This window comes from Flavobacterium urumqiense, from assembly GCF_900108015.1.
In the GTDB taxonomy this organism is placed as follows: Bacteria; Bacteroidota; Bacteroidia; order Flavobacteriales; family Flavobacteriaceae; genus Flavobacterium; species Flavobacterium urumqiense.
In genome coordinates, this window is sequence record NZ_FNVP01000001.1 from 683,237 (window position 1) to 705,976 (window position 22,740).

Below are 22,740 nucleotides of genomic sequence, written 5' to 3' on the forward strand. Positions count from 1 at the left end.
ATTTATCGGGGCGTTTTTTTTATTTTTATAAAATGACAAATACTTCTTTTTTAGATAAAATAGCTGCCGTTTTAATTGAAAATTATTCAGATAAACTATCCAATGTAATAGTTGTTTTACCTAACAAACGAGCTAAAATATTTTTGATAGAGGCATTAAAGAATAAAGTTTTAACTAATATCCTTTCGCCTGAAATTATTAGTGTTGAAGATTTTATTCAGGATATTTCGGGTATTCGTTCTATAGATCCCATCGAATTGTTATTTGAATTTTATGAAGTCTACTTGTCAATTACTGAAAAATCTAATCAACAGTCATTTGAGCTTTTTGCTAATTGGGCAAAAACATTGTTGCAGGATTTTAATGAAATTGATCGGTATTTATTAGATCCTTCTTATGTTTTGTCTTATCTGAAAGACATTGAAGATATAAAAAAATGGGGAATAGAAGTTGAAAATAAAACTGTATTACTGGAGAAATATATTGATTTTTGGAAATTACTACCTAATTATTATCAATCACTTTACAGTCATTTACTTAAAAAAGGAATTGGCTATCAAGGCCTTATTTATCGCGAGGCAGTAAATAACCTAAGCCATTTCTCTAATTCAATTTCAAACAAACATTTTGTTTTTGCTGGATTTAATGCTTTGAATGCCGCCGAAGAAAAAATTATACAACATTTAATCGCTTCGGATTGCGCCAAGATATATTGGGATGTTGACCAAACCTTTCTAAATGACCCGTATCATGATGCAGGATTGTTTGTAAGACGTTTTAAGGAAAGGTGGAAATATTATAAATCGAATCCTTTTGAATGGATTGTAAATGATTTTTCGCAAATCAAAAACATTCATGTTATTGGAACACCAAAATCTATTGGTCAAGCCAAAATTACTGGAAGCATAATAGAAAATATTATCAATGATAATCCTGACGCATCATTAGATAAAGTAGCGATTGTTCTGGGCGAAGAGAACCTATTGGTGCCACTATTATATGCTTTGCCATCAAGTATTGGAGCTTTGAATATAACGATGGGTTATTCAAGTAAAAATAATCCAGCTCAGATTTTGATTGCTAAATTATTTAAGATGCATACTAATGTGTTGTCCAGAAATGCTAAAGATTATGTTTTGTATTATAAAGATGTACTCGACATTTTAACACATCCTTTGGTGGAGCCTTTTGCGAAAACTAGCGTATTAGTGAATATAATTAATAAAAATAATTACACTTTTATTACTCATAAAAAGCTGTTTGAACTGAATTCTGATCCAAGTGATTTGTTTTTATTATTATTTAAAAAATGGGAAAATGGTTCGATTGCGGTTTTGGAATCTATTTCTAATTTGTTACAAACAATTAAAAATAATCTAAGCAATGATAATGAAGAAGAGAAAATCACAAAAGCGTTTGTCTTTGCTATTTTTAAAATAATTAATAAACTTATCAATTATTACTCTCTACACAAACACATCGATAAAATTGAAACGCTTTATGCTATTTACAAACAAGTGATTGATTTAGCTGAAGTTTCTTTTGAAGGAGAACCCTTGAATGGTTTGCAAATCATGGGTGTACTGGAAAGTCGTGTATTGGATTTTGATACCGTCATTATTACTTCAATGAATGAAGGAAAATTTCCTGCGGGAAAATCCCAGAATTCATTTATCCCGTATGATGTGAAACGCGAATTGGGTTTGCCAACTTTCAAAGAAAAAGATGCCATTTATACCTATCATTTTTATCATTTGTTACAAAGAGCAAAGAATATCTATTTAATTTACAATACCGAAAGTGAAGGTTTGGATGCGGGTGAAAAAAGCCGATTCATAACGCAACTGGAAGTCGAAAAGCAAACCAATCACAATTTGTCACACGAAATTTACAATGCTGTTTTACCAGAGACAGCATATCAAACAATGGTGATTCCAAAGTCGGAAAGTGTAATGGTCCGATTGAAAGAGATTGCAGAAAAAGGGTTTTCTCCATCAGCATTGACGAGTTATATCAGGAATCCAATTCAGTTTTATTTCCAAAAAATATTGCGCATTAGTGAAGTGGAAGAGGTGGAAGAGAATATAGCGTTGAATACTTTGGGAACTATTATTCATGAAACTTTAAAGGTTTTATATGAGCCATTCATCGGTAAATTTATTTCGGAAAGTGATATTTTAAACTCTTTCAAGCAAATTGATGCGGAGGTGTTGAAACAATTCAAGTTGGTTTACAAAGAAGGCGAAATTAAAAAAGGACGTAATCTTTTGGCTTTTGAAGTGGCCAAACGAAACGTTTCGAATTTCCTGAAAGTAGAATTGGAAAGTATTAAAAATGGGGATGCAATTAAAATCTTGGCTTTAGAAAAAACTTTTGAAAGAACATTAAGTCATCCTAATTTACCTTTTCCGGTATTGATAAAAGGAAATGTAGATAGAATAGAAGAACGCAACGGAACGATTCGGATCATTGATTATAAAACAGGTAAAGTTGAGAAAGCAAATGTTATGCTTAAAACCTGGAAAGGTTTGACTGAGGACATAAAAAATGACAAAATAATTCAGGTTTTGGCGTATGCTTATATGTATGAAGAGGCAGCAAAAGGGAAACCAATAGAAGCAGGGATTATATCTTTCAAAAATTTAAAATCAGGTTTTCTTCCGTTTAATTTTAAAGAAGAAAAAGAAATGAATTCAATTATAAACCAAGAAATTTTGTTTAATTATCTCGAACAAATGGTTCTTTTGTTGAGCGAAATTTTAGATCAGAATATACCTTTTGAGGAGAAAATGATCTAGATGCTTTTGAAAAAAGCCAACAATACGGATAATAACTCGTCTTGGTTTTCAATATGACTCATGTGTCCGTCCGGAAAAGTGACCAGTTTCACCGCTGTGTTTTCTATTTGTTCTTTTGTTTCTTCATATGGTAAAACAGGATCTCTTTCTCCTAAAATCAACAGTTTAGGATAAGGCGTAAGGTGCAATAAAACTTCTCGGTCTTTTCTAATTTTCATTCCTTCCAGAGAGGCAACGATCCCTTGAAGTGGTGTTTTTAAAGCTTTGATTTTTACATTTTCTATTTCTGATGAAAGTCTTTCTCTGTTGGATTCGCTGAATAAATTAGCAATAGATAACGAAACAAAATTTATAAAAGATTGCTTCACTGCTTTAATAGCTCTGTCGCGATTTATTTTTCGTTCTTCGCTATCTGCTTTTGCCGTTGAATTCAATAAAACCAATCCTTTTACCTTTTCAGGATACAATTCGGCGAAAGCCAAAGCCACATAACCACCCATAGAATGCCCAACAAAAATGGCTTTACGAATGCGCGATGCTAATAAAACTTCGTGAACTGCATCGGCATTTTCCTCCATCGTTTGCACATATCCTAAACATTCGGTTTCGCCATGACCTAATAAATCGATGGTAATCACCCGATTTTTTTTGGCCAATTCGGGAATATAAAAATTCCACATTGTTTTGTTTTCTAAAAAACCATGAAGTAAAACAATAGCGGTGCCTTTCCCGGTATCGGAATAGGATATGTTGGTGTTTTTAAAGAGAATTTGTTTCACTTTTTTAGTTTTGTTTTGAGCGACTGCAAAATTAGGTCTTTAATTTTTTTAAACCATATAAGGCGGATAAGTAAATGTATGTTTTTAGAATTGTTGTGTTGAATTAATCGAAAAAATACCAATAAAAATCGAAAAAATATTTGAGCAGAATTATTAAACAAAAAGTGTTTTTAACCATATAAGTCATTTAAACACTACTTCTATTTGCTTACATGTCTTATATGTTTAAAAAAAACGGCTCCCATTTTGGAAAGCCGTTTATAAAATTTAGAATCGTCTGTCGCCATCGAGTAAACTTCCTAATCCGCCTAATAAACTGCCTTCATCTCGGCTATTTCCACCAGCTTTTGGTGCGGATGCAATAATTCTATCGGCAAGTCTGCTGAAAGGCAAGGATTGTACGTAAACCGTTCCCGGACCGCGAAGTGTAGCGTAAAATAATCCTTCTCCACCAAAAATAGAATTCTTGATACCGCCAATAAACTCAATATCGTAATCAACATCTTTGGTGAAACCTACGATGCAACCGGTGTCGACTTTTAGGATTTCGCCTGCGGCTAATTCTTTTTTGGCTAATGTTCCTCCTGTATGAACAAACGCCATTCCGTCGCCTTCAATTTTTTGCATGATGAAACCTTCTCCGCCAAAAAGGCCGCGTCCCAGTTTTTTAGAGAATTCAATTCCTATAGAAACACCTTTGGCAGCGCAAAGAAAGGCATCTTTCTGGCAAATGAATTTTCCTCCAAATTGCGTTAAGTCTATCGGAATTATTTTTCCAGGATATGGAGCTGCAAATGAAACTTTACTTTTAATATTATTTTGGTTGATGAACGCTGTCATAAACAGACTTTCTCCTGTAAGCACTCTTTTTCCGGCATTCAACAGTTTACCAAACAGTCCGGATTGTTGTTCTGATCCATCTCCAAAAATGGTTTCCATTTGGATGTTGTTGTCCATCATCATAAAACTTCCGGCTTCAGCAATTACGATTTCCTGTGGGTCCAATTCTATTTCTACATATTGCATTTCCTCGCCATATATATGGTAATCTATTTCGTGTGCTTGCATGATTTCTGTGTTTTAAGTTTTTTAAATAAGTCGGAATGATGTTTATAAAGTTACAGCTTTAAGATGGATTTTGGAATTGATGTTTTGGAGTAATATATTTTCTCGTTGAAGCGCGCAAGGGATAATAGCGGAAAGCCCACAGTCTCGTCTTTTTAGACGAGACGAGGACTTGCAGCGAATAGCCCGACGCAGCCGGAGTTTACGGAGGCTGGGTTGCGCCCAAAAAAAAATCGGTTCACATTGCTGTATACCGATTTCGTTGTATGTTTTTAGGAATTAATTATTCATTAATTCTTCGATTTCGTCCACTTCAATTGGGATGTTGCGCATCATGTTGAATGGTTCGCCGCTTTCCTGAACGATGATGTTGTCCTCGAGACGGATTCCGAAACCTTCAGCTGGAATGTAGATTCCCGGTTCTACCGTGAAAACCATGTTGGCTTGCATAGGCTCTGTTAAAATCCCGTAATCGTGCGTGTCCAGTCCCATGTGGTGGGAAGTTCCGTGCATAAAATATTTTTTATAAGCAGGCCAGTCTGGGTTTTCGTTTTGCACATCGGCTTTGTCGATTAATCCTAAACCTAACAATTCAGAAGTCATGATTTTCCCCACTTCGATATGATACTGTTTCCAAAGTGTTCCTGGAGCAAGCATTTTGGTTGCTTCATTTTTCACACGCAAAACGGCATTGTAAACGTCTTTTTGTCTATTAGTAAATTTTCCTGAAACAGGAATTGTTCTGGTCATATCGCTGGAATAATTAGCATATTCGGCAGCAACGTCCAGTAAAATCAAATCACCAGCCTGACATTGTTGATTGTTCTCTATATAATGCAACACATTGGCATTATTTCCTGAAGCAATAATTGGAGTGTAAGCAAAACCTTTGGAACGGTTGCGAACGAATTCGTGAATCAGCTCGGCTTCAATTTCGTATTCAGTAACGTTTGGTTTCACGAAAGGCAATAATCTTCTAAAACCAAGTTCGGTAATGTCACAGGCCTTTTGGATTAAATTCAATTCTTCACTTTCCTTTACAGAACGAAGGCGTTGCAGTATAGGATTACTTTTTGCCACTGCATGAGCCGGATATTTCTCTTTCCACCATTTTACAAAACGGGCTTCGCGAGTTTCGGTTTCCACCGTAGCGCGATAATGTTCATTGGTATTGATGTAAATTGTATCAGAATGCGTCATCATTTCGAACAGAATTTTCTCAAATTCGGGTAACCAATATACGGATTTAATTCCAGAAACTTCCAGAGCACGCTCTTTCGTAAGTTTTTCACCTTCCCAAATCGCGATGTGTTCGCTGGTTTCTTTGAGGAATAACATCTCTCTTTGGTGTTCATAAGGTGCATCAGGAAAAAGCAATAAAATACTTTCTTCTTGATCTACTCCGCTTAAATAAAAAATATCACGGTGTTGTGCAAAAGGCAAAGTGCTGTCTGCAGAAACGGGATAAATATCGTTGGAATTAAATATCGCTACACTTTTTGGCTTCATTTGAGCCGTGAATTTAGTACGATTTTTTATAAATAAGTCACGGTCAATTTGATGGTATTTCATAACAATTGTGTTTAAACTTTTAAGTACTCAAAAATAGTAAGTTTAAATCATTTTAGTTACGAATTTGGCAAAATTATATAAAAAAACACAAAACGAAATAGCTTGAAATTTGTTTTTCAGACCACTTCATTTTGTGTTTTTAACTACTTTATTTTCTTAAAACTGTGCTTCTTCAGTAGAATCTTTCATGGCTGTTGTAGAAGATTTTCCTGTAGTAACGGTATTTTGAACGGCATCAAAATAAGATGTTCCTACAAAACCTTGATGTTTTACGGCTTTGAAACCGTGTTTTTGCAAAGCAAATTCTCTTTCCTGTAATTCAGAATAACCGGCCATTCCTCTCTCTTTGTATGCTTTTGACAATTCGAACATACTGGTATTTAAAGCGTGAAATCCAGCTAATGTGATGAATTGAAATTTGTATCCCATTGCAGCAAGGTCCTCTCTGAACGTTTCCATTTCGGCAACAGATAATTTTGCAGCCCAGTTAAAAGAGGGAGAGCAGTTGTACGCTAACATTTTGCCTGGGAATTCTTTGTGAATCGCATCTGCAAATTGTTTGGCATAAGCCAAATCAGGGTTGCTGGTTTCCATCCAAATCAAATCAGCATAAGGTGCATAGCTCAATCCTCTGTCAATTCCTTGTTCAACTCCGCAATTTACGTAGAAAAATCCTTCTCCAGTTTTCTCACCTGTAATGAATTTAGCATCTCTTGGGTCGATATCACTGGTCAATAAATTGGCAGCATCAGCATCAGTGCGGGCAACAATTAACGTTGGAGTTCCCATAACGTCAGCGGCTAATCTTGCTGCGATTAATTTGTTGATTGCTTCTTGTGTTGGCACTAATACTTTTCCGCCTAAGTGACCGCATTTTTTGGCAGAACTCAATTGATCTTCAAAGTGAACGCCTGCAGCGCCAGCTTCAATCATTGATTTCATTAATTCAAAAGCATTTAGATTGCCTCCAAAACCAGCTTCAGCATCAGCAACTATAGGAACTAAATATTCTTTTTTATCGGTCGTCCCGTTAACAACTTGTATTTGATCAGCACGTAAAAGTGCGTTATTGATTCGTTTTACAACTAGCGGAACGCTGTTTGCAGGATATAAAGATTGGTCAGGGTACATTTCACCGGCAACATTTGCATCAGCGGCAACTTGCCATCCGCTTAAGTAGATTGCGTCAAGACCTGCTTCAACTTCTTGAATTGCTTGATTACCTGTTAATGCACCAAGTCCAGCTACAAAATCTTGAGAATTAAGTTTGTTCCATAGGTTGTTAGCTCCAATTTTTGCGACGCTGTGTTCTATGATGTAAGATCCTTGTAATTTGATAACTTCCTCAGCAGTGTACGGGCGTTCTACTCCTTTCCATCTAGGGTTAGAGATCCAGTCTGCAACTAATTCTTGAATTCTTGTTTCTGTTGTTTTCATTTTCTGCGTTTTTATTGTTGTTTGTTAATAGGTTTTTTAGATGTATTTATATCCTAGGATTGTCAAAAATTCGATGAAATTATCGTTTACCACTAATATGTCTAGTAGTTGTTCTGCCAATCTGTATTTTTGTTTTTCATGATTTTCATCTCCAACATTTTTTCTGATTTTTTCAAATTCTTCCATTGCCATTCGGTGGTAGTATTTTTCGTTTAATACTTTTTGATTGTCTAAAACCACTTCATTTTTAAGCCACTGCCACAATTGTGATCTTGATATTTCGGCAGTTGCAGCGTCTTCCATTAAATGGTGTAAGGCTGCTGCACCTTGTCCGTTTAGCCAGGATGCAATATACAAAACAGAAATGCTGATGTTTTTTCGAACTCCTTCTTCGGTGATTGTTCCTTTAGGAACCTCTAGCAAATCTTTTTCAGTAACGTGTACGTCTTGTCTTTTTACATGAATTTGGTTTTCTGTTGGCATGTGCTTGTCGAAAACGGTCATGGCTAATGAAACTAAATCAGGATGTGCAACCCAAGTACCGTCATGTCCGTTTTTTACCTCACGTTCTTTATCAGCGATTACTTTATTGAATGCAATTGTGTTCGCTTCATCATCGTTTTTTATCGGAATTTGAGCGGCCATTCCGCCTATTGCATGAATATTACGTTTGTGACATCTTTGAATAACCAGCTGTGAGTATGCGCTCATAAATGGAGAAGTCATTGTTACCTGATCTCTATTTGGAACAATAAAAGCCGGATTATTTCTTAATTTTTTGATGTAAGAAAAAATATAATCCCATCTTCCGCAATTAAGACCAACAATGTGATCCTTTAGTTCAAAAATGATTTCGTCCAATTGAAAACTGGCTGTTATGGTTTCAATTAAAACAGTTGCTTTAAATGTTCCGTTGGGCACTCCCAAATATTCTTGTGTAAATTCGAAAACCTCATTCCACCATCTTGCTTCTAAATAATGTTCCAATTTTGGAATATAAAAATAAGGAGCAGTTCCATCTTCAATAAGTTGTTTATAATTATGGAAAGCATACAATCCAAAATCTATAAGTGATCCTGAAGCTTGTTGACCATCAATCAAAATATTTTTTTCGTGCAAATGCAATCCTCTAGGTCGAACTATTAATACCGCCGTTTTTTCATTTAGGCTGTAATTTTTATTTTTTTTAGTATCTTCTAAAGTAATGGTTCTGTTTACTGCATCTTTCAAGTTTTGTTGTCCGCTCATCAAATTACTCCAAGTTGGTGAAGTGCTGTCTTCGAAATCGGCCATAAAAGTTTTTGCTCCCGAATTAAGTGCATTGATGACCATCTTTCTGTCAACAGGACCTGTTATTTCGACTCTTCTGTCTAATAAGTCTTTTGGAGTTTTTCCGGCTTGCCAATTGCTTGCTCTGATACTTTTTGTTTCGGCAGGAAAACTTGGTAATGCTCCTTGGTCAAATAAGACCTGTTGTTTTTTTCGGTCTTCTAATAACGAAAGTCTTTTGTTATTAAATTTCTGATGCAACTCTGTTAAAAAATCAATGGCTTCACCCGTCAATATTTCTGGATAATCGTGATTCGTGTCAGTTGATAATTGTAGTAATCTTTCGGTTGTTTCGTTTTGATGTCTCATGGTTAATTCGTTTTACAGGACAATAGTACAAAAAGTTTTTTACAAAACAAGCGAACGTACGCTAAAAATGTAAAAATATTTTTTTGCGTTTTTTATTTTTTAGCGTATATTTGATTTTATGAATGTAGAAAAGGATTATATCAAATTGATTTTTGGGTTGAAGCTCAAGCAGGCTCGCACCAATAAGAACTTGTCTTTATTTGGTTTGGCTAAAATTACAGACCTTTCAAAATCGTACTTAAACGAAATCGAGAAAGGAAAAAAATACCCAAAAACAGATAAGATTATTCTTCTATCAGAAAAACTGGATGTTTCTTATGATAGTATGGTTTCTTTAAAACTGGATAATAATTTGGCGCCTATAGGTGAAATTTTAAAATCGGGTATTTTAAAAGAGATTCCTTTGGATATTTTCGGAATTCAGGAAAATGATCTCATTGATATCATTGCTAATGCTCCTGCAAAAGTAAATGCGTTTATAAGCACCATTATTGAGATTGCCCAGCATTACAATTTAACGCGTGAAAGTTTTTTCTTGGCTGCATTGCGTTCCTATCAGGAAGCACACAACAATTATTTTGAAGACTTAGAGCTGAAAGTGTTGCAATTTTCTAAAGCCTTTCATATTGATATTGATACTAAAATTTCCATTGAGGAATTGTCTGCTATATTAATAGAGGAATATGGGTATACTATTCAGGAAATTGTTTTTTCGGAACAAGAAGAATTAGGAGATTTAAGGTCGATTTTTGTTCCTAAAAGTAAGACGCTTTTGCTTTCATTAGATATTGATGAGCCTCAAAAAGCATTTATTTTGGCAAAAGAAATCGCTTATAATTACCTTGAAATTACAGAAAGATTATTTACTTTTAGTTGGATAAAATTTGACAATTTCGATCAGGTTCTCAATAACTTCTATGCTTCCTATTTTGCCGGTGCATTGCTTATTCCTAGACAGCATCTTATTGATGAGTTGAATTTGTTTTTATCCAAAACAGATCCTAAACCACAAGAGATGATCTTGCTGATGGGTAAATTCAATGTTTCACCTGAGTCTTTTTATCAAAGATTGACCAACATTTTGCCAAAAGATTTTCAATTAAAGAATCTCTTTTTTCTGCGATTGTCTCATAAAACTGGCGCGGATACGTATCAAATAAAAAAAGAATTGCATATTACGAATCAACAAGAACCGCATGCCAACGAAATGAATGAGCATTATTGCCGAAGATGGGTGTCAATCAAGACTATAGAAAATGCAATGAAACAAAATAAAGATCATTTTTTTGATGCGCAAATTTCTCGTTATGATAACAGTAGTAATGAGTATTTGGTGTTCTCTTCAGCTACATTAGATCCGTTTAAAAAAGATTGTTTAAGAAGTATTTCTGTGGGAATACTAATTACGCCCAGCGTAAAGAAAAAATTTAAATTCATTGACAATAAATCCATCCAAAAACAAATTGTAGGGGTAACTTGTGAAACTTGTGCAGTTAAAAATTGTCTGGAAAGAGCTTCTCCTCCCATTCAGTTAGAACAGAAGACTCGGAATGAGAATACGGATTTGATAGTGCAAAAGTATATGGCTAAATTTAGTTAGACCGCTTAAATAGTTAAAAAAGCACCGAAAGTTCGATTAAAAATTATGGTGCTTTTTCTAAAGACTTGTAAAATTAGTCAATCAATTTGTAATAACGAGCCCTTAATAGATTGGGAATTTTCTTTTTTATTCGGTCCAAAACGCATTCTTTTTAGGGACTTGGATACTTTGTTTTGTTCTTTTTTATTTTTCAGTATTATAAAAATGGGCTAAAGTTCACAATAATCCCATGAAAATCGCGCCTGTGTATAAATTATCCAATAAGGAAGTAGCCAATTCAGCAGCCATTAATTTTTCTTTTACAAATTCTTTGTAGGCTTTTGATTTGCTGATTTCTTTCAATTTATTTTGGTATTCCGAAGCTTCTTCGTTAACTGAAATGATTGTATTGGATGAATCCAAAGCATAAATTTCAGACATCATGCGGCGTCCCTGAAAAGCACAAGGCAAATGCATGACGGTACTTCTCTAGGAATCGGAAACGGTTTCGTTTGTGTTTTTTAATTTTTTGAATGAAAAATTAGCGTTTTTAGTTCTATACATATAACATTGATTGTCAAAAACCTTTAGTCTTTGTGTATTTCAACTTCACTTTCTAAATTTTTAAACCACGGTTCGTTAGTTGAATTTCTTATAATTGCTGTTTTCGAAATCGTTCGGTACAGTTTAAAAAAGTCGAAAACTCCTTTTGTACCGTTGCCCAATTATTTTCGAAAGCAATAATTCTTGGTTTAGCGATAATCAACATTCCTGGAGCGCCTGCTCCTTGAGTATATAGTACGGTAGAATTCAATCGAATTTTGCAAAATCAGTAGTAACAACAATTGCTTTTTTGGTTGGATTTAATTTTAAAAAATCAACGCAGTTTTGCAACGGGTAGATACCGTCAATGCAAGCGAATGTAAAATCAAGCACATTACATTCAGACAAAATGTTTTCTCAAATTTTTGTTCCATCAATTTGATTAGAAAAGAACTGATCGGTTTTGAATAGTCAATTGAGCTTTCGGTTCCAACATCTATTCTTGCGTTTTCTCGTGGATTTAGATTGTTTTCTTGAATTAGTTTTGTCAAGGCATTTGCTGCAAAAACTACGGTATCTTGATTTGTATCTGATAATGTCATTTTAATTAACATATACCTTTTTCCAGTTTTTGAGGTTTAATATTTTTGGCTTTCGCCAAAGTTTTAATAGAGAAGTGTATTTTAGCTACGTCAAAAGAGATAGAATCAATTCCTGTTTTCAGTATTCAATTTTTTTACTTGTAAAAACAGAAATGGATTGTTTTGATGCACTTGTTTTAGCGGTATAAAATGAAAGTAGGAGATGTTTTTATTAATTTAGAAATAAACAATAATTAAAATTATTGAATTGCTGATTTTAGTCTTTTTGTAGATTAATTTTTGATAAATTTTGCTATCTCTTATTTAAGATTTTTTTCTTTTTTGTTTAACCTTTTTTTGGATTTTGTTTAATTTTTAGAGATTTCTTGATGTTTTGTGTAAAACACTTTAAATTCATTATAAATAACATAGAAAAGGTTGTGGTTCCTGTCTAATTGCCTTATTTTTGTAGAATTTTTTAAAACAAATTATATAAATCTTATGGCAAAATCTGCATTATTGAAATCGTCAATAGCAAAAAAAGTCGCTATGGCACTTTCAGGACTTTTCTTAATTTTATTTTTAGCACAACATTTTTTTATAAACAGTACCTCGGTTTTCAGTCCTGACACTTTTAACTCGATTTCTCATTTCATGGGAAACAATCCGTTGGTTCAGTTTGTAATTCAGCCCATTCTTATTGTAGGTGTTGTTTTTCACTTTGTAATGGGTATTGTTTTGGAAATCAAAAACAACAGTGCAAGACCAATATCTTACGCGAAGAACAACGGTGCTGCTAATTCTACTTGGGCTTCCAGGAACATGATTATAACTGGCTTAGTGGTTCTTGCTTTTATTGTGTTGCATTTTTACGATTTCTGGGTTCCTGAAATGGTGTACAAATACGTAGAGGTTAATCCGCTTGACGAAAATAGATATTTTGCTGAGTTGACGCACAAATTTGTAAGTCCGGTTCGTACTGCCATTTATTGTGTTTCGTTTGTTTTGTTATCGCTGCACTTGTGGCACGGTTTCAATTCTTCGTTCCAATCTGTAGGTTTTAATAATAAATATTCAAAATCGTTGCATACATTAGGATATGCTTTTGCAATTGTAGTTCCTTTTGGTTTCATTTTCATTGCATTATTTCATTATTTCAATCATTAATATTCAATTATAAATGGCATTAGATTCAAAAATTCCAGGAGGTTCAATTTCGGACAAATGGACAAATTATAAAGATCATATTAATTTAGTAAACCCTGCTAACAAACGTAATTTAGATATTATTGTAGTTGGTACAGGTCTTGCTGGAGGTTCGGCTGCTGCAACTTTGGCAGAGTTAGGATATAACGTAAAAGCTTTTTGTTTTCAAGATTCCCCACGCCGTGCGCACTCGATAGCTGCACAAGGAGGAATTAACGCTGCAAAAAATTATCAAGGAGATGGAGATTCAACGTTCCGTTTGTTTTATGATACTGTAAAAGGTGGCGATTACCGCGCTCGTGAAGCAAACGTTCACCGTCTTGCTGAGGTTTCTACCAATATTATTGACCAGTGTGTGGCTCAAGGTGTTCCTTTTGCCCGTGAATATGGCGGATTACTTGACAACCGTTCTTTTGGAGGTACATTAGTTTCAAGAACTTTTTATGCTAAAGGACAAACAGGACAGCAATTATTATTAGGGGCGTATTCAGCAATGAATCGTCAAATAGGTCGTGGAAAAATAAAAATGCACAACCGTCACGAGATGCTGGATTTAGTAATCGTAAACGGTAAAGCAAGAGGAATTATAGCGCGTAATTTGGTTACGGGAGAAATCGAAAGACATTCTGCTCATGCTGTAGTTATTGCGTCCGGAGGCTACGGAAACGTATTTTTCCTTTCGACGAATGCGATGGGAAGTAATGTAACCGCAGCTTGGAAAATTCACAAAAGAGGAGCGTTTTTTGCAAATCCTTGTTACACACAAATTCACCCAACTTGTATTCCGGTATCTGGAGATCATCAGGCAAAATTGACGTTAATGTCAGAATCCTTGCGTAATGATGGTCGTATTTGGGTTCCTGCAAAATTAGAAGATGCGAAAGCGATTAGAGAGGGAAAATTAAAACCAACCCAAATTGCAGAAGCCGATAGAGATTATTATTTAGAAAGAAGATATCCTGCTTTTGGAAATTTAGTGCCTAGAGATATTGCTTCTCGTGCGGCTAAAGAAAGATGTGATGCCGGTTTTGGTGTTAACAAAACAGGAGAAGCTGTTTATCTTGATTTTGCTGCTGCAATTGAAAGATACGGAGTAGATCAAGCGAGATTAAAGCATTTAGACGAAAATGATAAAGCTTTGGTTATTAAATTAGGAACAGAAGTTGTGGCCAATAAATATGGTAACTTGTTCCAGATGTACGAGAAAATTGTAGACGAAAATCCATATTCAACTCCTATGATGATTTATCCAGCCGTGCATTACACGATGGGAGGAACTTGGGTAGATTATAACTTACAAACTACGATTCCGGGTTGTTTCTCTATTGGAGAATCTAACTTTTCAGATCACGGAGCGAACAGATTGGGAGCTTCTGCATTAATGCAAGGTTTAGCAGATGGATATTTTGTTCTTCCTTACACTATTGGAGATTATCTAGCACCGGATATTAAAATGGGTACCATCTCTACTGATTCTCCAGAATTTGAACAAGCTGAGAAAAATGTTAAGCAACAGATTGAGGCTTTAATGAGTAACGGAGGTTCTAAACCAGCGGATTATTTCCATAAGAAATTAGGAAAAATCATGTGGGATAAAGTTGGAATGGCTCGTAATGCTGAAGGTTTAACAGAAGCACAAAATGAAATCGCCGCAATTAGAGAAGAATTCTATAAAGAGGTAAAAATTCCTGGAACAGCGAACAGTTTTAACCCAGAGTTGGCTAAAGCACTTCGTATTGCTGATTTCCTTGAATTGGGAGAGCTATTTGCCAAAGATGCCTTACATAGAAATGAATCTTGTGGAGGTCACTTCCGTGAAGAATATCAAACACCTGAAGGAGAAGCACAACGTGACGACGAAAACTTCGCATACGTTGCAGCATGGGAATACAAAGGTAATCCTAGTGATGCAGTGTTGCACAAAGAAGAGTTGAAATTCGAAAACGTTAAACTAGTTCAAAGAAGTTATAAATAATTTAGTCTAATGTCTAACGTCTTAAAGTCAAATGGCTCCATGTCAATCGACTTTCGACTTTCGGCTTTATGACTTTAAAACTCAAAACATGAAACTTACATTAAAAATATGGCGTCAAAAAGATGCCAAAGCCACCGGAAAAATAGTTGAATATCCAATTGATGGAATCGAACCGGACATGTCTTTTCTTGAAATGCTTGACATTTTAAACGATGAATTAATCGTAAAAGGAGAAGATACTGTAGCATTTGACCACGATTGTCGCGAAGGAATTTGCGGGATGTGTTCGTTGTATATCAATGGCGAAGCACACGGCCCAGACCGTTTGGTTACGACTTGTCAATTGCACATGCGTAAATTTAAAGATGGAGATACTATTTTTATCGAACCTTTTAGAGCAAAAGCATTCCCAGTAATCAAAGATTTAGTGGTGGATAGAGGTGCATTTGACAGAATCCAGCAATCTGGAGGTTTTGTTTCTGTAAATACTTCAGGAAATACTATCGATGCCAATACAATTCCTATTCCTAAACACGATGCAGATAGAGCATTTGATGCTGCAACATGTATTGGTTGTGGCGCTTGTGTAGCGAGTTGCAAAAACTCTTCGGCTATGTTATTTGTTGCGGCAAAAGTTTCTCAATTTGCCTTATTACCGCAAGGAAAAGTTGAAGCTACTGATAGAGTTTTAAATATGGTTAGCCAAATGGATGCCGAAGGTTTTGGTAATTGTACTAATACTGGAGCTTGTGAAGTAGAATGTCCAAAAGGAATTTCTCTTGAAAACATTGCCAGAATGAACAGAGAATATCTGTCTGCAAGCTTGAAAGGATAAAACCTTATAAGTGAAATTATAACCGCATTCAATGTCAAAGTTGAATGCGTTTTTTTTTATCTTTATAAAAATGATTTAAGATGAAAGTTACCCTAATCCAATCGCCTTTAATTTGGGAAAGTCCAAAAGAGAACCGAAACTATTTCGAAGAAAAAATAAATTCAATTTCTGAAAATATTGATCTGATTATACTTCCTGAAATGTTTACAACGGGTTTTACAATGAGTCCAGGGAATGTTGCGGAAACAATGCAAGGCGAAACGGTAACGTGGCTTAAAGCATTGGCAAAAGCCAAAAAAAGTGCTATCACGGGAAGTTTAGTTATTGAAGAAAATAATAATTTCTACAATAGAATGGTTTTCGTATTTCCGTCAGGGGAACTTCAATTCTATGATAAAAAACATTTATTTACATTGGCTGGAGAAGACAAAGTATATACTAGCGGAACGCAAAAAGTTATAGTTAATTATTTAGATTGGAAAATTTGTCTCCAAGTATGTTATGATTTACGATTCCCGGTATTTTCAAGAAATTCGGAAGATTATGATTTGCTTATTTATGTTGCAAGTTGGCCAAAAACAAGAATAAATGCTTGGGACGTGTTACTTAAAGCGCGTGCTATAGAAAACATGAGTTATGCGATTGGCGTTAATAGAATAGGCGAGGACGATAATGGGTATCAGTATACCGGACATTCACAAGTTGTCGATCATCTTGGTTATTATGTGTTGGAACCACAAGAATCTGAAAGTTCTTTTATAGTAATATTAGACAAAGAAAAAATGTTAGAAACCCGAAAAAAATTAGACTTTTTGAACGACAGAGATTCTTTTGCAATAAAAAATATACAGCTTTAGTTTTTCTTATCTATTTTCTTTTTTGGTTCCGGGCTGTAGGGAATACTCAAATCAAAAATCTGATTTACATCCCAATTTGCACGAACATCAATTTCTTTTGAGAAATAAATAACTTCTTCGGCTTGACGTTTTTCTAAATAATTTCCTGAATCCCATTCCTTGTTTTTATTCCCGTCATAAATTGCGCGAAGAGAATACAAAGAGGGTTCAATTAAATTAAAGTCTATTGTGGTGTTTTTCTCTGAGTATTCAGAGGCTAAAACTTCTCCCTTTTGATTAGTCAATTCCACTATCACAGGAAATTGTTTTACGTTTTGTAAAGAAACGCTAAGATTTCCATATTCTGCGGCCGTTTTTATTGCTATTTTATAAGTCAGTGTATCATTTGATTTCTCGAAAAAATCAATCAATGCGCCAGGTTGAATGGTAAAAGCATATTCTTCAGAAGGCTCTTTCTTGAAATCTAAGTATAATCTTTGATTAAATTCGTCGTATTCCGAAGTGAAAGAAACTGTAGTTCCGGCCTTATTTACTATTTTAATTTTTGAATTATCAAATTTAACTAATGGTGTAGTAGTTTCAAAAGTCAAACGATCTCTAAAATTTAAAACGCTATTTTGTACCATAGTGATACTTAAAGTGTCTTTTTTCTGGTCTTTGATTTTTAAAGTATAATCCTGTTGGTATTTTTCTTTGGTAACCGATAAGGCTAGTGAATCACTTTTTAAAGGTTTGTACCATATTTGTAGAGAATCTTTTTTTGGCAATTGAGTAACGATAGAGGGAAGGGTCTCATTTTTGTTTTTTAAAATTATTTTAGGTCTTTCATTAACTGAATTCACTTTTCCTTCGTAACCCATAATTAATCTATTGCCCGACGCTTGAGTTGGTTTATAGACTTTAAATGGTGCAACTTCCTTGAATAACTCTAATTCGTAAACAGTGTCATTTGGGATGGTTATGTATTGTTTGCTAAATCCAATTTTGTCTTTTTTTGGATTAAATTTATTGTTGCTATTATAATCTTTCATCGCCACAAGAAGATATTTTCCTGCTTTTAAATTCTCTAATTTAAAAGTTTTCGAGCTATCAAGTGTATTTGAGATGTATCTAGGATTATCAGTATAAACTATTGAATCTTTAAAGGTGTCATTTATCTCATAAAGCATTACAGAAACAAAAGATTCTACTTCTTTGTCATACGCATCCTTCACTTTTCCGCTCAGCGACAGAGAATCGATATGATCACCGGTCGAAAATACATATTTGAATTGGTTAAACGGATTTCCTTCATTATTGTCAGAAATACTTTGACCAAAGTTGAAACTATACGTTGTATTAGGCTGTAGGGTATCTTTTATTTTAATTGTAATAAACTTACTTGCGGTAGTTGGTAAAATCAAAGGCTCTTGTTTCATTGGCGGAGAAATGATTAATTGCTTGTTCAGGTTTTTTAATTTGATATTTTCATCAAATATCAATTTAATCTCATCTCCTTTAAAGTTGGTGCTAAAATTCTTAGGAAAACTCATTTTTAAAACGGGTGCAATCGTGTCTTTTAAACCGCCGGTTATATTTCCTCTTTTTGCACAACCTATTGTTACTAAAAGTAATAGCAGGGAAATATACCTTAAATTGTTTTTCAACATATCAAATTTGTATTAGAATTACAAAATAACAATTATAATTAATGGGATTGAAACTTTTTAATGTTTTATTACAGGTATTTAAACGGGCTTACTTTTAAGATTCTTTATTTTCTTTTTATCTTTTAATGTGTAAATTTACCTCGATATAAAATTTGTAATTTTAGATAATAGATAGGAAATGAAAAAAATTGAACACATAGGAATTGCAGTAAAAAATTTAGAAGTATCCAATTTAATTTTCGAAAAACTACTGGGTTTTCCGGCTTATAAATATGAAAATGTAGAAAGTGAAGGTGTAAGTACTTCTTTCTTTGCCGTTGGGCCAAACAAGATAGAACTTCTGGCAGCGACTAATCCGGAGAGTCCTATTGCTAAATTTATAGAAAAAAAAGGGGAAGGGATACATCATATTGCTTTTGATGTTGAAGATATTTTTTTAGAAATAGCACGTTTGAAAAAAGAAGGATTTGTTGTCCTGAATGAAATACCAAAAAAAGGAGCTGATAATAAGTTAGTTGCATTTTTGCACCCTAAAAGCACGAATGGTGTCTTGATTGAACTTTGTCAGGAAATAAGTTAATTTTATTTTATTGGAAATTTTAGAACTCTAATAATCAACGGTTTTCTAATTAATAAATATAAATATTAAAACTATCTGAAAATCTAAGGCGTAAATGTTTGGAGTGAATAAAAAATAGTGGTAATATTGCAAACTCTTAACCGGTCCTATAGCTCAGTTGGTTAGAGCACCTGACTCATAATCAGGTGGTCCCTGGTTCGAGCCCAGGTGGGACCACTTCAATGAATTCAAGCCTTTACAGCAATGTGGAGGCTTTTGTTTTTTCTACAGGTTAAACATAGGTTAAACATTTTCCATATTTCTTTTTTATATTTATCGGAATTAATCTCAATATTTAGCATAATGCCAAACTCTAGTCTACAATTTTATCACGATTTAGTATTTCATAATGGGATTGAAGTTTTATTTGCATCTTTCATAAACAATCCTGAACTCATAAGTAATGGATTTGAATATTTACAGGAATACGATTATTATCTTAAGGATGAAATGATAATTGATAGTGAAGATGCAAAATTTGAAATAACAATAATTAATAGAGATAAGTTTTTTGAAAATTCAATCATAAAACAAACATTTATACTTTATCAAGCTATAAGTGATAATCTAATAGAACTACCCGAATCAGAGAAGTCAAAATTACTTATAGATTACTATCACCAATTAGATATTATCACAGTAAAACTTGAAACTCTAGAAGGAGACCTCATAAGTATTGTCAAGAATGAGATATTAAAGATTATTGGAGATTTGAAAATCAAATACCAAAATATTGTGGAATACCATTCCGTTTTTAGGAAACTTATAATTAAGACCGAAAGTGGAATGTCAATATTTCAGAGCAAACCTATAGTACCGTATAGGTTTTTTGGAAAATTGTATGATACAGCATCAAACTTATATTTAATTGATGATGTTGAAATCTCTGAAGAAATGTTTGTTGATGTATTTACATCTGCCAATCCAGAACCTCACAGCAAAATTATCTTTGACAAATCTAATTTTATAGTTGCCTTTTTTCTGAAAGAAATTGAACCCTTTTTTGAAAATTTTAATGCAGTTTCGATAGAGAAAAGTAAATTATTTTTAAACAAACAGGGTAAACCTTTAAAAAGTAATGATTTATACGTGGCTTTATCTAGAAATAAAGACAATTCACACACTGATATAATTAAAATTCAAAACGAAATCAAAATACTAAAAAAAGAGTATTTGAAATAACCTTACACTATACCTTACACTTTGTCTTAAACCCTCATTACACTTCTGGAATGAGGGTTTTTTTATACTATTTCTTTGGTGCCTTAATCAGGATATGCACTCATATCCATAAACTTTATAATTATGGAATTATTCCAAGAAATCATTTCAAAGGAGCATGTGTTAGAACAATTGAAAAAAGTTCAATTAGATTTAAAAAAGTTGCAATATCTAGAAAAAGAGCTGGTGTCTTTTGAGGAAGGAAAAAAGTATTTAAGCTTATCAGAATCAGATTTGATTACAATGATTAATGATAAAAAAATTCCATTTTATTCCACAGAGGGACAAAATATTTACTTTAGAAAGTCAGAGCTTGAATATTTGGTTTTCTCGGGTAAATTTTCAACAACAGAAGGCTTTGACAAGGAAGTTGAAGCTTATTTGTGTGCAATTACAATTATTTGATAATTGATTTGTCAGGATTAAAAAGGTCTGTTTGAAACAACCTTACATTATACCTTACACTTTTACTTACACCCTCATTACTCTTTTGAAATGAGGGTTTTTTTATGCGCTTAATTTGCTTCAATAATAACAGAGATATGCGCATATCCATAACCTAAACAGTAATGGAAAATATCCTAAAGAAATTAGACAGAATAGAAGTCTTAATCGTAAGACAGTACATTTTAAGTAAAGAGATTTTGTCTCTTGAAGAAGCGGGAGCGTATCTGCAATTATCAAAATCTTGTCTTTATAAAATGACAAGTAATAAGGAAATATCTTTTTATGTACCAGGAGGCAAAAAGATATATTTCCGTAGAACTGAGCTTGATAGTTGGGTTCTCAATCGTAAAGTAAGCTCAGTTAACGAGTGTGATTTAGAAGTAGAAAATTACTTAGGAAGAACTCAAAAATCTAGGTCATGATAGATTTTATTAGAGTACACTACCAAGACAAAAGCAGGATAGAGCCATTTGTTATGAAACAAGAGAACTTTGAAAGGGTTATCACTAGCCTTGAATATCATACTGGAGAAGTACTTTATCCATATAAAGCCAATCTTGGAAATATGGAAATAGTAATCAATGAAAATGGAGGCTATGTTAAGAACTCAATACCCAAATTAAATAATTTGTTACTAACTGGACAAGAGCATAATTACAATGATTTTTCCTATTCAGAACTATGTTCCAGTATTGATTATTTGTCAGATAATATAATAGATGTTAATGAAACAAAACTAACTCAATTAGAATTCGGTTTTAATATTAATGTACCAAAAAGTGCAGAAAAAATTATTGAAGATAGTGTTTTGATGCACAAATTGAAAAGGCACACAGCATTAAGAAAGTTTAAAGGCAAAGGCTGTTTGTTAGAATTTGAACATACAAACTTTATGATAAAAATATATGATAAAGCAAAGCAGTATAGAAGAGAAGAAAATACACTTCGATTTGAAATTAAATTCCTTAGCACAAAAGAGTTTAATCCACTTGGAGTATATAACATTAATGATTTGAAGAACAAAGACAATTTAAGTATGCTTTTTAAATATTTGATGATGTGGACATGCTAACTTAGCCATCACAGAAAGTTAAGAAATAATCTTAATTTTAACCTATGAAACAAGTGCGCAAAATTTATGACAAAGCTTTCAAAGAAAAAGCGGTCCAATTGAGTTATGAGAGAACAAACATATCAGAACTGGCCAGAGAGCTGGGAGTATCAGCACCACAGTTGTACAAATGGCGCAAAGAGTTCGAGGAGTTTGGAGAGGGAAGTTTTCCTGGAAGAGGGAATTTAAAACTAAGTCCTGAACAAGAAAAAATTCACGAATTGGAGAAAAGACTCAAAGATGCCGAGTTAGAGCGTGATATATTAAAAAAAGCAATCGGCATTTTTTCCAAGAGCGATCGATGATTTACAGTTTCATTAAAAACAATGAACAAGTATTCCCGATTGAAAAAATGTGCAAAGTTCTACAAGTGAGTAGTGGAAGTTATTACCGATGGAAAAAACAAACAATCACTGCAAGACAGCAACGAAAAATCGCCATAAAAGAAAAGATAACAGTGATTTATTTTGAATCCAAACAACGATACGGAAGTCCTAGAATAACATTAGAACTTAGGAGTATTGGTTATAAAATTTCAAGAATTAGTGTAGCAAAATATATGAAACAGCTAGGCTTACGAAGTAAATTAAGCAAGAAATTCAAAGTAACGACCAACTCAAATCATAATTATTTAATCGTTGAAAATATATTAAACAGAGGGTTTATTGTAAAAATGCCTTCAAAAGCTTGGGTTTCTGATATCACCTATATTCAAACCAAAGAGGGATTTGTATACCTGACAACTATTATGGATTTGTACGACCGAAAAATTATAGGTTGGAGTTTGAGCGATGGAATGAGTACGGATGAAACCTCGCTTAAGGCTTG

Annotated in this window: 22 protein-coding genes and 1 tRNA gene; 14 read left to right on the plus strand and 9 right to left on the minus strand. The window is 33.7% G+C overall.

Features of this window, described 5'->3' with window-relative positions; genetic code table 11:
• The first annotated feature begins 32 nt into the window (after positions 1-32).
• Positions 33-2,798: a PD-(D/E)XK nuclease family protein gene (locus tag C4S35_RS03040; protein ID WP_103998739.1), complete on the plus strand. Its 2,766-nt coding sequence runs from the start codon at positions 33-35 to the stop codon at positions 2,796-2,798.
• Here the strand turns inward: C4S35_RS03040 and C4S35_RS03045 are convergent.
• The 5 genes from C4S35_RS03045 to aceB all read right to left on the minus strand — a co-directional run bounded on the left by C4S35_RS03045 (position 2,795) and on the right by aceB (position 9,289).
• Positions 2,795-3,577 carry an alpha/beta fold hydrolase gene (locus C4S35_RS03045; RefSeq protein ID WP_103998740.1) on the minus strand — a complete coding sequence of 261 codons (783 nt, stop codon included), beginning with the start codon at positions 3,575-3,577 and terminating at the stop codon, positions 2,795-2,797. The two genes, C4S35_RS03040 and C4S35_RS03045, sit on opposite strands and share 4 nt — an antisense overlap.
• A 267-nt stretch (positions 3,578-3,844) precedes the next feature.
• Complete coding sequence (locus C4S35_RS03050) at positions 3,845-4,645, minus strand: TIGR00266 family protein (RefSeq protein ID WP_103998741.1); 801 nt, start codon at positions 4,643-4,645, stop codon at positions 3,845-3,847.
• A 276-nt stretch (positions 4,646-4,921) separates the two neighbouring features.
• Complete coding sequence (locus C4S35_RS03055; RefSeq protein ID WP_103998742.1) at positions 4,922-6,214, minus strand: aminopeptidase P family protein; 1,293 nt, start codon at positions 6,212-6,214, stop codon at positions 4,922-4,924.
• A gap of 156 nt (positions 6,215-6,370) precedes the next feature.
• Complete coding sequence (aceA, locus tag C4S35_RS03060) at positions 6,371-7,651, minus strand: isocitrate lyase (RefSeq protein ID WP_103998743.1); 1,281 nt, start codon at positions 7,649-7,651, stop codon at positions 6,371-6,373.
• A 36-nt stretch (positions 7,652-7,687) separates the two neighbouring features.
• A complete protein-coding gene (gene aceB / locus C4S35_RS03065) occupies positions 7,688-9,289 on the minus strand; it encodes a malate synthase A (protein ID WP_103998744.1) in 1,602 nt (533 codons plus the stop codon).
• Between the two features lie 118 nt (positions 9,290-9,407).
• On the opposite strand from aceB, the gene C4S35_RS03070 reads away from it, so the two are divergent.
• Positions 9,408-10,889, plus strand: a complete 1,482-nt coding sequence (locus C4S35_RS03070; RefSeq protein WP_103998745.1) for a helix-turn-helix domain-containing protein — start codon at positions 9,408-9,410, stop codon at positions 10,887-10,889.
• A gap of 216 nt (positions 10,890-11,105) precedes the next feature.
• Here the strand turns inward: C4S35_RS03070 and C4S35_RS15910 are convergent, their stop codons facing one another.
• The 3 genes from C4S35_RS15910 to C4S35_RS15920 form a co-directional block, all read right to left on the minus strand.
• Positions 11,106-11,312, minus strand: coding sequence for a hypothetical protein (locus tag C4S35_RS15910; RefSeq protein WP_244175179.1), 207 nt, complete (start codon positions 11,310-11,312; stop codon positions 11,106-11,108).
• A gap of 208 nt (positions 11,313-11,520) precedes the next feature.
• Positions 11,521-11,682: a hypothetical protein gene (locus C4S35_RS15915; protein WP_244175180.1), complete on the minus strand. Its 162-nt coding sequence runs from the start codon at positions 11,680-11,682 to the stop codon at positions 11,521-11,523.
• Between the two features lie 55 nt (positions 11,683-11,737).
• Positions 11,738-12,013, minus strand: a complete 276-nt coding sequence (locus C4S35_RS15920; RefSeq protein ID WP_244175181.1) for a hypothetical protein — start codon at positions 12,011-12,013, stop codon at positions 11,738-11,740.
• Between the two features lie 480 nt (positions 12,014-12,493).
• Between C4S35_RS15920 and C4S35_RS03080 the strand changes: the two genes are divergently transcribed.
• The 4 genes from C4S35_RS03080 (at position 12,494) to C4S35_RS03095 (ending at position 16,865) form a co-directional block, all read left to right on the plus strand.
• Complete coding sequence (locus tag C4S35_RS03080; protein ID WP_103998746.1) at positions 12,494-13,159, plus strand: succinate dehydrogenase cytochrome b subunit; 666 nt, start codon at positions 12,494-12,496, stop codon at positions 13,157-13,159.
• Positions 13,160-13,172: 13 nt separating this feature from the next.
• Complete coding sequence (locus tag C4S35_RS03085; RefSeq protein ID WP_103998747.1) at positions 13,173-15,173, plus strand: fumarate reductase/succinate dehydrogenase flavoprotein subunit; 2,001 nt, start codon at positions 13,173-13,175, stop codon at positions 15,171-15,173.
• Positions 15,174-15,261: 88 nt separating this feature from the next.
• Positions 15,262-16,008, plus strand: coding sequence for a succinate dehydrogenase/fumarate reductase iron-sulfur subunit (locus C4S35_RS03090; protein WP_103998748.1), 747 nt, complete (start codon positions 15,262-15,264; stop codon positions 16,006-16,008).
• Between the two features lie 80 nt (positions 16,009-16,088).
• On the plus strand, positions 16,089-16,865 hold the full coding sequence (locus C4S35_RS03095) for an amidohydrolase (RefSeq protein WP_103998749.1): 777 nt from the start codon (positions 16,089-16,091) through the stop codon (positions 16,863-16,865).
• Here C4S35_RS03095 and C4S35_RS03100 read toward each other — a convergent pair.
• Positions 16,862-18,514, minus strand: coding sequence for an Ig-like domain-containing domain (locus C4S35_RS03100; protein ID WP_103998750.1), 1,653 nt, complete (start codon positions 18,512-18,514; stop codon positions 16,862-16,864). The genes C4S35_RS03095 and C4S35_RS03100 overlap by 4 nt on opposite strands.
• A 178-nt stretch (positions 18,515-18,692) precedes the next feature.
• On the opposite strand from C4S35_RS03100, the gene mce reads away from it, so the two are divergent.
• The 8 genes from mce to C4S35_RS03140 all read left to right on the plus strand — a co-directional run.
• Positions 18,693-19,094, plus strand: coding sequence for a methylmalonyl-CoA epimerase (gene mce, locus C4S35_RS03105; protein ID WP_103998751.1), 402 nt, complete (start codon positions 18,693-18,695; stop codon positions 19,092-19,094).
• Between the two features lie 142 nt (positions 19,095-19,236).
• Positions 19,237-19,310: transfer RNA gene (locus C4S35_RS03110), tRNA-Ile, on the plus strand.
• A gap of 126 nt (positions 19,311-19,436) precedes the next feature.
• Positions 19,437-20,315, plus strand: a complete 879-nt coding sequence (locus tag C4S35_RS03115) for a hypothetical protein (protein ID WP_103998752.1) — start codon at positions 19,437-19,439, stop codon at positions 20,313-20,315.
• A 123-nt stretch (positions 20,316-20,438) separates the two neighbouring features.
• The gene (locus C4S35_RS03120) at positions 20,439-20,759 is read left to right on the plus strand and encodes a MerR family transcriptional regulator (protein ID WP_103998753.1); all 321 of its coding nucleotides are present in this window, start codon (positions 20,439-20,441) and stop codon (positions 20,757-20,759) included.
• A gap of 164 nt (positions 20,760-20,923) precedes the next feature.
• The gene (locus C4S35_RS03125) at positions 20,924-21,223 is read left to right on the plus strand and encodes a helix-turn-helix transcriptional regulator (protein ID WP_103998754.1); all 300 of its coding nucleotides are present in this window, start codon (positions 20,924-20,926) and stop codon (positions 21,221-21,223) included.
• Positions 21,220-21,873 (plus strand): hypothetical protein, encoded by a 654-nt coding sequence (locus tag C4S35_RS03130; RefSeq protein ID WP_103998755.1) that lies wholly within the window; start codon positions 21,220-21,222, stop codon positions 21,871-21,873. Before C4S35_RS03125 ends, C4S35_RS03130 begins: the two co-directional genes overlap by 4 nt.
• A gap of 44 nt (positions 21,874-21,917) precedes the next feature.
• Positions 21,918-22,217: a transposase gene (locus C4S35_RS03135; RefSeq protein ID WP_103998756.1), complete on the plus strand. Its 300-nt coding sequence runs from the start codon at positions 21,918-21,920 to the stop codon at positions 22,215-22,217.
• The coding region (locus C4S35_RS03140; RefSeq protein ID WP_146059509.1) for an IS3 family transposase at positions 22,214-22,740 on the plus strand (527 nt) is incomplete at its 3' end. The genes C4S35_RS03135 and C4S35_RS03140, both read left to right, overlap by 4 nt.